12 protein-coding genes and 2 pseudogenes are annotated in these 14,457 nt (G+C 66.1%); 9 read left to right on the top strand and 5 right to left on the bottom strand.

Annotated elements, in window-relative coordinates:
* Positions 1–5: 5 nt before the first annotated feature.
* Positions 6–629, top strand: a complete 624-nt coding sequence (locus tag AADZ55_RS20535) for a TetR/AcrR family transcriptional regulator (RefSeq protein WP_085326735.1) — start codon at positions 6–8, stop codon at positions 627–629.
* On the opposite strand, the pseudogene AADZ55_RS20530 reads toward AADZ55_RS20535, so the two are convergent.
* Positions 586–1,364 (bottom strand): annotated as a pseudogene (locus AADZ55_RS20530) (DUF429 domain-containing protein); the annotation flags it as partial. The gene AADZ55_RS20535 and the pseudogene AADZ55_RS20530 sit on opposite strands and share 44 nt — an antisense overlap.
* Positions 1,365–1,436: 72 nt before the next feature.
* Here AADZ55_RS20530 and purB point away from each other — a divergent pair.
* Together purB and AADZ55_RS20520 are read left to right on the top strand one after the other, a co-directional pair.
* Positions 1,437–2,849, top strand: coding sequence for an adenylosuccinate lyase (gene purB / locus AADZ55_RS20525; protein WP_085326760.1), 1,413 nt, complete (start codon positions 1,437–1,439; stop codon positions 2,847–2,849).
* Entirely contained in the window at positions 2,846–4,099 is a 1,254-nt protein-coding gene (locus AADZ55_RS20520) for a cytochrome P450 (protein ID WP_085326733.1), read from the top strand. Before purB ends, AADZ55_RS20520 begins: the two co-directional genes overlap by 4 nt.
* A 7-nt stretch (positions 4,100–4,106) precedes the next feature.
* On the opposite strand, the gene AADZ55_RS20515 is transcribed toward AADZ55_RS20520, so the two are convergent.
* On the bottom strand, positions 4,107–4,724 hold the full coding sequence (locus AADZ55_RS20515) for a hypothetical protein (RefSeq protein ID WP_085326732.1): 618 nt from the start codon (positions 4,722–4,724) through the stop codon (positions 4,107–4,109).
* Between the two features lie 69 nt (positions 4,725–4,793).
* Here AADZ55_RS20515 and AADZ55_RS20510 point away from each other — a divergent pair, with 69 nt between their 5' ends.
* Together AADZ55_RS20510 and AADZ55_RS20505 are read left to right on the top strand one after the other, a co-directional pair.
* Positions 4,794–5,687: a phosphoribosylaminoimidazolesuccinocarboxamide synthase gene (locus AADZ55_RS20510; protein WP_085326731.1), complete on the top strand. Its 894-nt coding sequence runs from the start codon at positions 4,794–4,796 to the stop codon at positions 5,685–5,687.
* Positions 5,684–7,834 carry a S9 family peptidase gene (locus AADZ55_RS20505; protein ID WP_085326730.1) on the top strand — a complete coding sequence of 717 codons (2,151 nt, stop codon included), beginning with the start codon at positions 5,684–5,686 and terminating at the stop codon, positions 7,832–7,834. Before AADZ55_RS20510 ends, AADZ55_RS20505 begins: the two co-directional genes overlap by 4 nt.
* Here the strand turns inward: AADZ55_RS20505 and AADZ55_RS20500 are convergent.
* Positions 7,763–8,209 carry a DoxX family protein gene (locus tag AADZ55_RS20500; RefSeq protein ID WP_085326729.1) on the bottom strand — a complete coding sequence of 149 codons (447 nt, stop codon included), beginning with the start codon at positions 8,207–8,209 and terminating at the stop codon, positions 7,763–7,765. The genes AADZ55_RS20505 and AADZ55_RS20500 overlap by 72 nt on opposite strands.
* A gap of 96 nt (positions 8,210–8,305) precedes the next feature.
* Here AADZ55_RS20500 and AADZ55_RS20495 point away from each other — a divergent pair, with 96 nt between their 5' ends.
* Positions 8,306–8,869: a TetR/AcrR family transcriptional regulator gene (locus AADZ55_RS20495; RefSeq protein WP_085326728.1), complete on the top strand. Its 564-nt coding sequence runs from the start codon at positions 8,306–8,308 to the stop codon at positions 8,867–8,869.
* Here the strand turns inward: AADZ55_RS20495 and AADZ55_RS20490 are convergent.
* Positions 8,866–10,470, bottom strand: a complete 1,605-nt coding sequence (locus tag AADZ55_RS20490; protein WP_119185054.1) for a DHA2 family efflux MFS transporter permease subunit — start codon at positions 10,468–10,470, stop codon at positions 8,866–8,868. The two genes, AADZ55_RS20495 and AADZ55_RS20490, sit on opposite strands and share 4 nt — an antisense overlap.
* Positions 10,471–10,629: 159 nt before the next feature.
* Between AADZ55_RS20490 and AADZ55_RS20485 the strand changes: the two genes are divergently transcribed.
* Together AADZ55_RS20485 and AADZ55_RS20480 are read left to right on the top strand one after the other, a co-directional pair.
* Positions 10,630–11,334, top strand: a complete 705-nt coding sequence (locus AADZ55_RS20485) for a DUF2334 domain-containing protein (protein ID WP_085326727.1) — start codon at positions 10,630–10,632, stop codon at positions 11,332–11,334.
* Positions 11,335–11,360: 26 nt separating this feature from the next.
* A complete protein-coding gene (locus AADZ55_RS20480; protein ID WP_119185053.1) occupies positions 11,361–13,046 on the top strand; it encodes an FAD-binding dehydrogenase in 1,686 nt (561 codons plus the stop codon).
* Positions 13,047–13,111: 65 nt separating this feature from the next.
* Here the strand turns inward: AADZ55_RS20480 and AADZ55_RS20475 are convergent, their stop codons facing one another.
* Positions 13,112–13,750, bottom strand: a complete 639-nt coding sequence (locus AADZ55_RS20475) for an MBL fold metallo-hydrolase (protein ID WP_085326725.1) — start codon at positions 13,748–13,750, stop codon at positions 13,112–13,114.
* Between AADZ55_RS20475 and AADZ55_RS20470 the strand changes: the two are divergent.
* Positions 13,727–14,454, top strand: a pseudogene (locus AADZ55_RS20470) (ATPase). The gene AADZ55_RS20475 and the pseudogene AADZ55_RS20470 overlap by 24 nt on opposite strands.
* The last annotated feature ends 3 nt before the right edge of the window (positions 14,455–14,457 follow it).

Here is a 14,457-nt window from a genome sequence, read left to right as displayed (position 1 = left end):
CATGGATGGGCGTGACGGCAGCGGTTACTCCAAAAGGAGAGCGTCGGCGGTATGCGCTAGTGAGCGCCGCGGCCGAGCTGCTGGGCGAAGGCGGGTTCGAAGCGGTACGCCATCGGGCGGTCGCTCGGCGGGCCGGACTGCCGTTGGCGTCTACCACCTACTACTTCTCGTCGCTCGACGATTTGATCGCCCGGGCGGTCGAACACATCGGAATGATCGAGGTGGCGCAGCTGCGAGCCCGGGTCAACGCCCTGTCCCGGCGGCGTCGGGGGCCGGAGACCACCGCCGATGTGCTGGTTGACCTGCTGGTGGGGGACGTGTCCAGTCCGGGGCTTGCCGAGCAGCTGATCTCGCGGTACGAGCGCCATATCGCCTGTACCCGCCTGCCCGCCCTGCGTGAAAGCATGCGCCGCAGCCTGCGCCAGCGCGCTGAGGCCGTCGCCGAGGCCATCGAGCGCTCTGGCCGCTCCGTGCAGATCGAACTGGTGTGCACGCTGATCTGTGCGGTCGATGGTTCAGTGGTCTCCGCGCTGGTGGAGGGGCGGGATCCGCGTGCCGCCGCGCTGGCGACGGTGATCGACCTAATCGACGTGCTTGCACCCGTCGACCAGCGCCCGGTGCGGATCTGACCGTTCCGCGGGCAGCGACGGCGTAACGATGTACCCGGTGGCGAAGTCCCCGTAGATCGTGACGTCGGCGGGACAGCTCTCGGCGTACAACGCCACGTAGGCGCAGACGACCGCATCGACCGGATCTTCGGCGCGGCGCAGGTCGCTCTTGCGCCGGGCGGCCGTCACCTGCCGCCGCAACGAAACCCAACCGGGGTGAGGGGCTACCTGGAGCGCAACCGCGGTCTGTGCCAGCCCCTCGACGCCGTCCATCAGCCGCAACAGCTCCGATTTGAGCTGGTCAACGCCGCGGCCCGGCTTTGCCTTGTACTTCAGCGTGCGGGGCAGCCGAAACAGCGCCACCGTCGCCGGGTGGGGATAGACCTCGATGGCCCGCCGCGTAGCGGAAGAATATGGATCCATGTCCAGGCCCAGTTCGCGGGCCAGCCGCGCGGCACGGGGGACGTCGGAAAACTCAGGTTTCCCGGTGTTAGCCGGGTGGGCGCCGGCCTCAAACTTCCGGAAGTCTCGATTCAGTGCGGTCTCGGCCGGCCGCTGGCCGGTGGGGTTGGTCACCACCAGCGGCGCGTCGAAGGCGACTAGGCAATCACCCTGTACGTAGGGTCGCAGCGCCGCCAGCACGGCGGCGTCGTCCCCGGCAGCGCCGATGCGGACCAGTCGGCCGCTGGCGTCGAGGACCGCGACACCGGTCGGATTGCGCCCGGCCCAGGAGAGGTCCACGCCGGCGAAGTGCATCCGTCCAGGGTAGGAGCCGGGCAGTTCCGGGCGAACCGACCGTAAGCTGTGTCCGTGAGTTCCCCAGCGGGCATTCCGAACGTACTGGCTGGCCGGTATGCCAGCGCCGAGCTGGTCGCGATCTGGTCGCCGCAGGCCAAGGTGGTCGCGGAGCGGCGGCTATGGCTGGCCGTGTTGCGGGCACAGGCAGCGCTGGGGGTAGCGGTTCCCGCCGCGGTGCTCGCCGACTACGAACGGGTTGTCGACGATGTCGACTTGGCTTCGATCGCGGCCCGGGAGCGGGTGCTGCGCCACGACGTCAAGGCCCGCATCGAGGAATTCAATGCGTTGGCCGGTCACGAGCACGTGCACAAAGGGATGACAAGCCGCGACCTGACCGAAAACGTGGAGCAACTGCAGATCCGGCGTTCGCTGGAAGTGGTTTTCTCCCATGCGGTGGCGGTGGTGGCGCGGCTCGCCGAGCGGTCGGTGAGTTACCGCGACCTGGTCATGGCCGGGCGCAGCCACAACGTGGCCGCACAAGCCACCACCTTGGGCAAGCGGTTCGCCTCGGCGGCGCAGGAGACGCTGGTCGCGTTGACCAGACTGAGGGAGCTGATCGACCGCTACCCATTGCGTGGCATCAAGGGCCCGATGGGCACCGGTCAGGACATGCTCGACTTGTTGGGCGGCGACGCCGCCAAGCTGGCCGAACTCGAGCGGCGGATCGCCGAATTCTTGGGATTCACAACGGTTTTCAACAGCGTCGGGCAGGTGTATCCACGTTCGCTGGACCACGACGTGGTCTCGGCTCTGGTGCAGCTCGGCGCCGGACCGTCATCACTGGCACACACGATCCGGCTAATGGCCGGCCACGAGCTCGTCACCGAGGGTTTCGCGCCGGGCCAGGTCGGATCGTCGGCGATGCCGCACAAGATGAACACCCGCAGCTGCGAACGGGTCAACGGGCTGCAAATCGTGTTACGCGGCTATGCCTCCATGGCGGCCGAGCTGGCCGGTGCTCAGTGGAACGAAGGCGACGTGTTCTGCTCGGTGGTGCGCCGGGTTGCGTTGCCGGACAGCTTCTTTGCCATCGACGGGCAGATCGAGACGTTCTTGACCGTGCTCGACGAGTTCGGCGCCTACCCGGCGGTGATCCAGCGCGAGTTGGATCGCTATCTGCCGTTCCTGGCCACCACCAAGGTGCTGATGGCGGCGGTACGCGCGGGTATGGGTCGCGAATCCGCGCACCACGTGATCTCCGAGCACGCGGTGGCCACGGCGCTAGCCATGCGCGAACGCGGCGCCGAGCCCGACCTGCTGGACCGGTTGGCCGCCGATCCGCGGCTGCCGCTGGGCCGGGACGCTCTAGATTTCGCGCTGGCGGACAAGAAGGCATTCACCGGTGCCGCGGGTGACCAGGTTGACGAGGTGGTGGCGCTGGTGGACACGCTGGTGGGCCGGTACCCGGACGCGGCCAAGTACACACCGGGTGCGATCCTGTGACGTCCGCGGTCGCGCTGTCGGGCATCGATCTGACCGATCTGGACAACTTCGCCAACGGCTTCCCCCATGAGCTGTTCGCCATCCATCGTCGGGAAGCGCCGGTGTTCTGGCACCAGCCCACCGAGAACACCCCGGATGGGGAGGGCTTCTGGTCGGTGGCCACCCACGTTGAAACCCTTGAGGTGCTGCGTGATCCGGTGACCTACTCGTCTGTCACCGGTGGTGACCGGCCCTACGGCGGCACCCTGTTGCAGGATCTGGCGATCGCGGGCCAGGTGCTCAACATGATGGACGACCCCCGGCATTCGCAGATTCGGCGACTCGTCAGTTCCGGGCTGACCCCGCGGATGATCCGCCGCGTCGAGGACGACCTGCGGGCGCGGGCGCGACGACTGCTCGACGACGTGGTGGGGGGCCAACCGTTTGATTTCCTCGTTGACATCGCCACCGAACTGCCGATGCAGATGATCTGCATCCTGCTGGGAGTGCCCGAATCCGAACGGCACTGGCTCTTCGAGGCCATCGAGCCACAGTTCGACTTCGGTGGCTCACGCAAGGCGTCGGTATCCCAGCTTTCGCAGCTGTCCATCGAAGAGGCCGGGTCGCGGATGTATACCTACGGCCAGGAACTGATCGCGTCGAAGCGCGCCGAGCCAACCGATGACATGTTGTCGGTGGTCACGAATGCGATGCTCGACGATGCCCACGCGCCGGCTCTGTCGGACCTCGAGTTGTACCTGTTTTTCAGCCTGCTGTTCAGCGCCGGTGCGGAGACGACACGCAACGCGGTCGGGGGTGGGCTGCTGGCGCTGGCCGATCATCCGGAGCAATTGCGTGCGCTGCGTGAGGATCTGGACATGCTGCCGACGGCGATCGAGGAGATCGTTCGGTGGACCTCCCCGTCGCCGTCGAAGAGGCGTACCGCAACCCGCGACGTCACGCTCGGCGGGCAGTCGATCGAGGCCGGACAGAAGGTGCAGATCTGGGAGGGTTCGGCCAACCGCGACGCCGGCGTATTCGACCGTGCCGACGAGTTCGACATCAGCCGAAAACCCAACCCGCACCTAGGTTTCGGTCAGGGTGTGCACTACTGCCTCGGCGCCAACCTGGCCCGGCTGGAACTGCGGGTGCTCTACGAGGAACTGCTGTCCCGCTTTGGGGCGGTGCGGCTGGTGGAGCCCGTGGAATGGTCACGCAGCAACCGCCACACGGGCATTCGGCACCTGGTCGTGGAATTGCGCGAAGCCTAGGCCCGCATCAGGGTGTGCGGAGCCTGATGCCGGCGGCTCGCAGTTCGAGCGCGGCCAGCCCGCGGATGGTGACGGGATCCTCGTGGCGCCATCCGCCGACCGGATCCGCGCTGACGGCGGCCAGTTTGGCCGGCGACCGGTTCGCCAATGCCCGCAGCGCCAGCAGCTGTTGACCGGCGGCCGTGGCGGCCAGCGCGGTCACGGTCCACTTGCGCCGGAAAAACCGCAGCCGCAGGAACAGCCACGGGCCCGCGACCGTGACTATCGGCGTCGCGGCAACCGCGATCGCGAGCACCACGGCGAGCCAGCTCGCCGTGGTGTCCAAGTTGTGTCCGGCACCGGCAATGTCGAGCGCCGCGTCGCTGGCCGCGATGAGCGGCTTGCTCAGCGCATCGCCCACCAGCGGAAGCTGCTGGGCGCCGCGCCCCGCTGCGGCCAGGTTGCCGGCGACACCCGTCGAGCCGGTCTCGACCTGGCGGCCGGCCTCGGCAATGGTCGCGATGGCCTCGTGTACGGCCAGGCCGACGAACACCCAGATCACCGTCCACACCGAGATGGTGATATCGCTGATCAGCTGGACGAACAGCCGAAGGGGCCTGGTGGAGTAGGGCAAGAACCGCGTCATAGGGCCGATCCCAGCACAAGGCCGATCCCAGCAAAGGCCGGGGTCAACGGTGGCGGATACGCTGACCCGATGCGCCCCGCACTGTCCGATTACCAGCATCTGGCCAGCGGCAAGGTTCGCGAGATCTACCGCGTCGACGACGACCACCTGCTGTTGGTCGCCACCGATCGGATCTCGGCCTACGACTATGTCCTCGGCAGCACCATCGCGGACAAGGGCCGCATCTTGACCGCGATGAGCGTGTTCTTCTTCGGCCTGGTCGACGCCGCCAACCACCTCGCCGGCCCGCCGGATGACCCGCGCATTCCCGACGAGGCTCTTGGCCGCGCATTGGTGGTCCGACGGTTGGAGATGCTCCCGGTGGAATGTGTGGCGCGCGGCTACCTGACCGGTTCGGGACTGCTGGACTACCAGTCGACCGGCAAGGTCTGCGGAATCGCACTGCCGCCGGGTCTGGTCGAGGCCAGCAAGTTCGCCCAACCACTGTTCACCCCGGCGACGAAGGCCGAGCAGGGCATGCACGACGAGAACATTTCATTCGACCGGGTGATCGAGCTGGTGGGTGCCGTACAGGCCAACCAGTTGCGCGACCGTACCCTGCAGATCTATGTGCAGGCCGCCGATCACGCCCTGACACGGGGAATCATCATCGCCGACACCAAGTTTGAGTTCGGCACCGACCGCGACGGTAACCTGCTGCTGGCCGACGAAATCTTCACCCCGGACTCGTCGCGCTACTGGCCCGCTGCAGACTACCGACCGGGTGTGGTGCAGACCGCCTTCGACAAGCAGTTCGTCCGCAACTGGCTGACCAGCCCCGCGTCGGGCTGGGACCGTGGCGGCGACCGGCCGCCACCGCCGCTGCCGGAAGACGTCATCGAGGCCACACGCGGCCGTTACATCGAGGCATACGAACGGATTTCAGGTCTGAAATTCGACGACTGGATTGGCCCAACCGCATGACCGAAGCTACCGCACCTCCCATCGCCAAGCGAGTCGAGACCCGTCGGGAACACCACGGTGACGTCTTCATCGACCCCTACGAGTGGTTGCGTGACAAGGAGAACCCGGAAGTCGTCGCCCACCTCGAGGCGGAGAACGACTACGTCGATCAGATCACCGCTCACCTCGAGCCGTTGCGGAAAAAGATCTTCGACGAAATCAAGGCGCGTACCAAAGAGACCGACCTGTCCGTGCCGACACGGCGTGGCAACTGGTGGTACTACGCCCGCACCTTCGAAGGCAAGCAATATGGCGTCCATTGCCGTTGTCCGATAACAGATCCCGATGACTGGAATCCGCCGGAGTTCGACGAGCACACCGAAATATCCGGTGAACAGGTTCTGCTCGACGAAAACATAGAAGCTGAAGGTCACGACTTCTTTGCATTGGGCGCGGCCACCGTCAGCCTAGACGAGAATCTCTTGGCGTATTCCGTCGACGTTGTCGGTGACGAACGATATACCTTGCGGTTCAAGGATTTAGGTAGCGGAGAGCGATATCCAGACGAAATCGCCGGTATCGGCGCCGGAGCTACCTGGGCAGCCGACAACCGCACCGTCTACTACACGACCGTAGACGCGGCCTGGCGCCCGGACACGGTGTGGCGGTATCGGCTCGGCTCCGGCGCATCGTCAGAGCGGGTCTACCACGAAGCCGATGACCGATTCTGGCTGGCCGTGGGGCGCACCCGCAGTAACGCCTATGTGCTGATCGCGGCGGGGTCGTCCATCACTTCGGAGGTCCGTTACGCGGACTCGGCCGATCCGACGGCGCCGTTCACCGTGGTGCTGCCCCGCCGAGACGGAGTCGAGTACTCGGTGGAACACGCGGTGTTGGGGGGCCAGGACCGGTTCCTGATCCTGCACAACGATGGCGCGGTGAACTTCACGTTGGCCGAAGCCCCGGTTGAGGATCCGGCGCGGCAACGCGTCCTGGTTCCGCACCGCGACGACGTTCGACTCGATGCGGTGGATGCCTTCGCCGGCCACCTGGTACTCAGTTACCGGCGCGAGGCGCTGCCCCGGGTCCAACTGTGGCCGATCGGGGCTGACGGCAATTACGGCGATCCCGAGGAGATCTCGTTCGACTCCGAGCTGATGTCGGCCGGCCTGGGAGCCAATCCGAACTGGGATTCACCCAAACTACGGGTCGGCGCAGGATCTTTCGTCACCCCGGTCCGAATCTACGACATCGACCTGGTCACCGGCGATCGCACATTGCTGAAAGAGCAGCCGGTGCTGGGCGGCTACCGCCGCGAAGACTATGTGGAACGCCGCGATTGGGCATACGGAGACGACGGCGCTCGGATCCCGGTCTCGATCGTGCACCGGGCCGATATCCAGTTCCCGGCACCGGCGCTGATCTATGGTTACGGGGCGTACGAGATCTGTGAGGATCCACGGTTTTCCATCGCTCGGTTGTCACTGCTGGATCGTGGGATGGTGTTCGTCGTCGCCCATGTTCGCGGCGGTGGTGAGCTGGGCAGGCAGTGGTACGAGACCGGCAAGCTGCTGGACAAGAAGAACACCTTCACCGACTTCGTCGCGGTGGCAAGACATCTGGTGGACACCGGACTGACTCGACCGCAACGGCTGGTGGCATTGGGTGGCAGCGCGGGTGGTCTGCTGATGGGCGCGGTGGCCAACATGGCACCGGATCTCTTCGCGGGAATTCTCGCGCAGGTACCGTTCGTCGACCCCCTGACCACCATTTTGGATCCTTCGTTGCCGCTGACCGTCACCGAGTGGGACGAATGGGGAAACCCGTTGAGCGACCGCGAAGTCTATGCGTACCTGAAGTCGTACTCACCGTATGAGAACGTTGCCGCCAAACGGTATCCGGCCATCCTGGCAATGACGTCGCTAAATGACACCAGGGTCTACTACGTGGAACCAGCCAAGTGGGTGGCCGCGTTGCGGCACGCCAAGACCGACGGCAATCCGGTGCTGTTGAAGACCCAGATGCACGCCGGTCATGGCGGGATCAGTGGTCGCTACGAGCGTTGGAAGGAAACCGCGTTCCAATACGCGTGGCTGTTAGCTACCGCCGATGGCGACCACGGCGGCTGCGGCCAGGAAGACGACCTCGATGGCGCTGCGCAGGGATAGCCGGGAAGTCATCGACTTGGGCGGATTGGCCATCCGGGAGGCGTAAATATTGGCCGGGAACATCGCCAGCATCAGCGCCAGCAGGCATACCGCCGTCGCCATGCGAGTGCCGGGAAACAACAGGCCCACGGCGCCCAGGAGTTCCAACACACCGGTGCTGGTGACCAACAGCGCGGGCGCGGGCAGCCGGGGCGGAACGATGGCGATGAGGTCGCCGCGGCGCGGCGGCGCGAAGTGCGCGATGCCGGTGAGCGCGAACATCGCCGCCAACCCGACGGCGACCGCCGCGGTCCAGTTGTTGACATAGGCGACGCCCAACCAGCCGACCATCCGGGCGACGACGCTGCCGAGCAGCAGGGTGATCAACGGAGCCATCCGAGCCTCATGGGATCTAGACACTGACAAGATTTCGGTGACCACGCTAGGCCCGAAATCTAGCCATTGTCAAGTTCATACTTGTATGCTGGCCTTATGGACCGTCCGACGTATCACCATGGCGACCTACGGGCGGTGATCCTGACCGAAGCCGCCCGGCTGGTGGCCGATCGGGGCGCCGACCGGGTCTCGTTGCGTGAATTGGCCCGCCATGCGGGTGTGTCGCATGCCGCACCGGCGCATCACTTCACCGACCGCCGGGGCCTCTTTACCGCGCTGGCCACACAGGGATTTCGGCTGCTGGCCGGCGCGCTGGTCGAGGCTCGTCCGCAGTTCGCCGACGCGGCCGTGGCCTATGTGCGGTTCGCCATCGGGCATCCCGGCCACTACCAGGTCATGTTCAACAGAAAGCTGCTCGAGGGTTCCGATGCCGAGCTGGCCGCCGCCGAGGCCGCGGCCGCCGCCGAACTGTCTCGCGGGGTAGCGACGTTGCACGATGCCAACGCGCGGGCGGATCCGGCGGGCGCCCAACTGGCCGCGTGGTCACTGGTCCACGGCTTTTCGACGCTGTGGCTCAACGATGCGGTCAACGCCGCGGTGCGGCAGGCGGATCCGATGGACACCGTGATGCGGATAGCGACGATGCTCTTCGACGGCTAGCTGGCTGACGTCTTCGGCAGAAATGCCGCCGGGATCAGTGTCGAGACCACCAGCGCGGTCGTGATCACGAACACCACTGCGTAGGCGTGCGAGACGTCGTGCAGCACCTGGGCCGCGAAGTCCGGTTCAAGGGCTTGACGCGGCATCGCGGCTGGGTCGACCGCCACGCCCCGCCTCGCGGCGCTTTCTTGGAGGGAAGCGACTTGATTTGCGGCAGTGATGTTTTCGCTGAGATTGAACTGGTGGGTCAAAATCACCGATGTTAGTGCGGTCCCGATCGAACCGCCGATCTGCTGAGTAACGCTGATGAGCGTTGAGCCAAGGGTGATCTGATGCGGGGCCAGGGTCTGCACCGCTGCCCCGGAGAGCGGCATCAAGGCGCAGCCCATGCCCATCCCGGTGATCGCCAGCCCGGCCAGCAGTGTCGGTAGGTAATCCACCTGCCGGGCGACGCCAAAGGTGAAGGTGCCCAACCCGACAGCGATCAGCACAATGCCAGCCAGCACGACCTTGGCCGGTCCCCGTCGGTCCATGAACGCGCCAGCGAGTGGCATCGTCACCATGGCGCCGAGCGCCTGGGGGATGGTATGCACCCCGGATTGGATCGGTGTTTGGTGCAACACCTGCTGCAGGTAGCTGGGGAGCAGCAAGAAGGCGCCGAACACGCCGAGGGCCAGCACCATCATCGCCACGTTGGCCTGGGTAACCACGCGGTTCTTGAACAACCGCAGGTCAATGAGCGGGTGATCGGTGCGGTACCAGGCATGCCAGACAAAAGACGCGATCAACGCCAGGCCGATGGTCGCCGGTATCAACACGTGGCGATCGGCCACCGTGCCACGGCCCGGGCTGGACGTGACCCCGAACAGGAACAATGCCAGGCCCGGCAACAGCAACAACATGCCGATGTAGTCGAAGGTTTCCGACGATCCCGAGCGATCCGTTGGGAACACGATCGCCGCGAGGGCGAGCGCGGACAGCCCGACCGGCAGGTTGACCAGGAAGATCCACGGCCAGCCGTAGGCCCCAATGAGCCAACCGCCCAGGACCGGCCCGCCGATCGGGCCGAGCAGCATGGGGATGCCGACCAACCCCATCAGGCGTCCCAGCCGTTTCGGGCCCGCCGCGCGGGCCATGATGGCAAACGACACCGGCGTCAACACGCCCCCACCGAAACCCTGGAGCACGCGAAATAAGATGAGCAACAGGATATTTGGTGCCATCGCGCACAGTAGCGAGCCGAGGCTGAACGCCAGCACCGAACCCATGAATACCCGCTTGGTGCCGAGCCGGTTGGCCGCCCAGCCGGCCATCGGGATCATGGTGGCCAACCCAAGCATGTAGCCGGTCATGGTCCAGGCGACAACGGCCTGGGGGCACCCGAACTCGGCGACGAAGGTGCGCTGCGCAACGCTGACCACGGTGATGTCCAAGTGCGCCATCAACGAGGCCAGGGCACACACTCCGGCGATCCGAAGCAGCCGCCCGTCGAGCTTGTCGGGGTAGACGTGTGCCGCGGGGCGGGCCTGCCCCGTGGGGGTGTGGGGCGCCGGGGCAGCGCCTCCCGTGGGACACACCTCATCCATGACGTTGCTGAGCATATCGACGGCCCTCCCAGGTATCGGCGTGGGGCTCGGGATCGCGCCCGCGGCCCTTGCGGTGCGCCGACATGCGCTCCGCCGCTGGTCAGGGGCCGGATATACGTCTGTTGTCTGCGTGTACTTCACCGTCCGTAAACCTCGAATCGGCAGACTGCAAGCGTGTCTGGAAAATTGATCGTCTCGGTCTCGGGGATAGGTGCGAGCACCCTGGCCGATGTGGACGCGTTCTGCGCGGAAATGGACGCCCGCTCGGTGCCGGTATCGTTGCTCGTGGCTCCGCGGCTGCGTGATGACTACCGGCTCGACCGGGACCCGCGCACCGTGGAGTGGCTGACCGGCCGACGCGCCGGCGGCGATGCCCTGGTACTGCACGGCTACGACGAGGCGGCCACCAAGAGGCGGCGCGGCGAGTTCGCAATGCTGCGCGCACACGAGGCCAACCTGCGGCTGATGGCCGCCGACCGCGTGCTCGAACATCTCGGGCTACGCACCAGGCTGTTCGCGGCACCGGGCTGGGTGGTATCGCCTGGTGTACGTAAAGCATTGCCGGACAACGGGTTTCGACTACTAGCCGATCTACACGGAGTCACAGATCTGGTTCGGCACACCACCGTACGCGCCCGCGTGCTGGGCATCGGCGAAGGCTTCCTGGCCGAGCCGTGGTGGTGCCGGATGGTGGTGATGTCCGCCGAGCGCATCGCCCGGCGTGGGGGCGTCGTCCGGATTGCGGTTGCTGCCCGTCACTTGCGCAAGCCCGGTCCGCTGCAGGCGATGCTGGATGCCGTCGACCTGGCGATGCTGCAGGGCTGCACACCAATGGTGTACCGGTGGCGGCCCGACAAGGCTGCTCTCGACGCCGCGTAGCGCGGCCCATCCGCACCGCCCGATCGGTGGCGTTACCCTGTACCGACATGAGCGATGAGTCGGACGGTTTCACCGCTGATGCGATCGTGGTCGGAGCCGGACTGGCGGGCCTGGTAGCCGCCTGCGAATTGGCCGACCGCGGTTTGCGGGTGCTCATCCTCGACCAAGAGAACAGCGCCAACGTGGGCGGGCAGGCCTTCTGGTCATTCGGCGGTCTGTTCTTGGTCAATAGTCCCGAGCAGCGCCGGCTCGGCATCCGCGACAGCCATGAGCTTGCTCTGCAGGATTGGCTGGGGACGGCTGCATTCGATCGGCCAGAAGACTACTGGCCCGAGCAGTGGGCGCACGCCTACGTCGATTTCGCGGCGGGGGAGAAGCGCAGCTGGCTGCGGGCACGCGGGCTGAAGATCTTTCCGCTAGTGGGTTGGGCCGAGCGTGGTGGTTACGATGCACAGGGACACGGCAATTCGGTGCCGCGTTTTCACATCACCTGGGGTACCGGGCCCGCTCTGGTCGAGATATTCGTGCGCCGGCTACGGGATCGCGCCACGGTGCGCTTCGTACACAGACACCAGGTCGACAGGCTGATTGTCGAGGGCGATGCGGTGACGGGCGTTCGGGGGACCGTGCTGGAGCCCTCGGATGAGCCGCGTGGGGCGCCTTCGTCGCGAAAGTCCGTGGGGAAGTTCGAGTTTCGCGCGTCAGCGGTGATCGTGACCAGCGGTGGTATCGGTGGGAACCACGACCTGGTGCGCAAGAACTGGCCGCGGCGGATGGGCCGCATCCCCAAGCACCTGTTAAGTGGGGTGCCCGCCCACGTTGACGGCAGAATGATCGGCATCGCCCAAAAGGCCGGGGCGCGGGTGATCAATCCCGACCGGATGTGGCATTACACCGAAGGCATCACCAACTACGACCCGATCTGGCCGCGGCACGGCATCCGGATCATTCCGGGGCCGTCGTCGCTCTGGCTGGATGCGGCAGGCAAGCGGTTGCCGATTCCGTTGTTTCCCGGTTTCGACACTCTCGGCACGTTGGAGTACATCACCAAGTCCGGATACGACTACACCTGGTTCGTGTTGAACGCCAAGATAATCGAGAAGGAGTTCGCGCTGTCCGGTCAGGAGCAGAACCCTGATCTGACCGGTCGCAGCGTGAGCCAGTTGGTGCGCTCCCGGGCACATTCCGGCCCACCGGGACCGGTACAGGCCTTCATCGATCGGGGCGCGGACTTCGTCCATGCGAACTCGTTGCGCGAGTTGGTGGCCGCGATGAACGAGCTGCCTGATGTGGTGCCGTTGGACTTCGAGACAGTCGAAGCCGCGGTCGTCGCGCGCGATCGTGAGGTGGCCAACAAGTACAGCAAGGATGGACAGATCACCGCGATCCGTGCCGCACGCGGCTACCGAGGTGACCGATACGGCCGAGTGGTGGCGCCGCATCGGTTGACCGATCCGAAGGCCGGGCCGCTGATCGCGGTCAAGCTGCATATCCTAACCCGAAAGACGTTGGGTGGCATCGAAACTGATTTGGATGCCCGGGTGCTCAAGGCCGACGGGACGCCACTCGCGGGGCTGTATGCCGCCGGTGAAGTGGCCGGTTTCGGCGGGGGTGGTGTGCACGGCTACCGGGCCTTAGAGGGCACGTTCCTGGGTGGGTGCATTTTTTCCGGCCGGGCCGCCGGGCGCGGTGCCGCCGACGACATCAGCTAGTTGGCCGAGCAGACGCAGAGTCGCACGATTTGAGCTCAAATCGTGCGACTCTGCGTCTGTTCGCGCTAGAAGGCGACCGCGCCTTCCTCGGGCAGTACCTGGAAGTCGGCGTTGGTCATGTCGGCGAGCCGACCGTAGTAGATGCCCCTCGCGTCGGGAGCGAGGATGGCTTGGTGGATCGGTACCGCGCGTGCCGGAGCCACCGCCCGCAGGTATTCGACGGCCTCGGAGATCTTCATCCACGGGGCCGCAGCGGGAGTGGCCAGGATGTCCACCGGCTCGTCGGGAACGAACAGGGCGTCGCCGGGATGCATCAGCCGGGCACGATGGTCGCTATCGCCCACAAGATACGAGATGTTGTCTATCACAGGGATTTCCGGGTGGATCACCGCGTGCCGGCCACCGACCGCGCGGATGGTCAGCTCTGCGACCGGCAACTCGTCGCCGACGTGCATCGCCCGGCAGGGCTCGCCCAGCTGCGCGGCGGTCTGCGGATCGGCGTACAGCGTGGCATGCGGGTTGCCCTCGAGCAGGGCCGGCAGTCGCGTGACGTCGACGTGGTCGGGGTGTTGGTGGGTAATCAGGATCGCGGACAGGCCGGTGATTCCCTCGAAGCCGTGCGAGAAAGTTCCGGGATCGAAGAGCACGCTGGTTTGACCGAACTCGGCGAGTAGGCAGGAATGGCCGAAATGCGTCAGTTGCATGCTTACGATTGTGCCCTTATGGGGCGGTTCCGATGCGATTGATCCTGGCGGCGATGCTGGCTACCGGTGGACTCGTGATGGCGCTCATCGCCGTGCCCCCCGCACGGGCCGAGCCGGAAACCTGCCCGCCGATATGCGACCAGATCCCTGCCACCGCCTGGATCAGCACCCGGGCGGTGCCGCTGAACTCGCAATACCGTTGGCCCGCAATGGCCAGTGTGGCGGTCGCGGTTTCCAGGGCGACGCCACGCTTTCGGTTCGAGCAATTGTGCGCCACGCCGGCGTTCCCGCAGGACAGCCGCAACTGGGCGGTCGCGGGTCGGGTGACGGTGGTCCACCCCGACGGCCAGTGGCAATTGCAGGCTCAGGTGTTGCACTGGCGCGGGGACACCGCTCGCGGTGGTCAGATCGTGGGGTCGGTGTTTGGCACCGCCGGCGCCGCGTTACGTGCCTGCCAGCTGGGGGCGCCGCTGCAGTCGCCGTCGATCACCGACGACGAACCGACGCAGCTGGCCGCGGTGATCAGCGGGCCGGTCATCATGCACACCTACCTGGTGGCGCATCCGTGGAGCAGCACGATCAGCGAACTCACGTTGTGGTCGTCGGGGCCGCCCCAGGTGCCGTGGCCCGTGGTTGCCGACTCGGCGGTGTTGGACGCCATGGCCGCGTCGCTATGCGAGGCCTACATCGGCTCGTGCCCGTGAGCC

The organism is Mycobacterium decipiens (assembly GCF_963853665.1).
In the GTDB taxonomy this organism is placed as follows: domain Bacteria; phylum Actinomycetota; class Actinomycetes; order Mycobacteriales; family Mycobacteriaceae; genus Mycobacterium; species Mycobacterium decipiens.
Note: the sequence above shows the minus strand (reverse complement) of the source record. Positions and strands in the feature narration are given on the sequence as shown.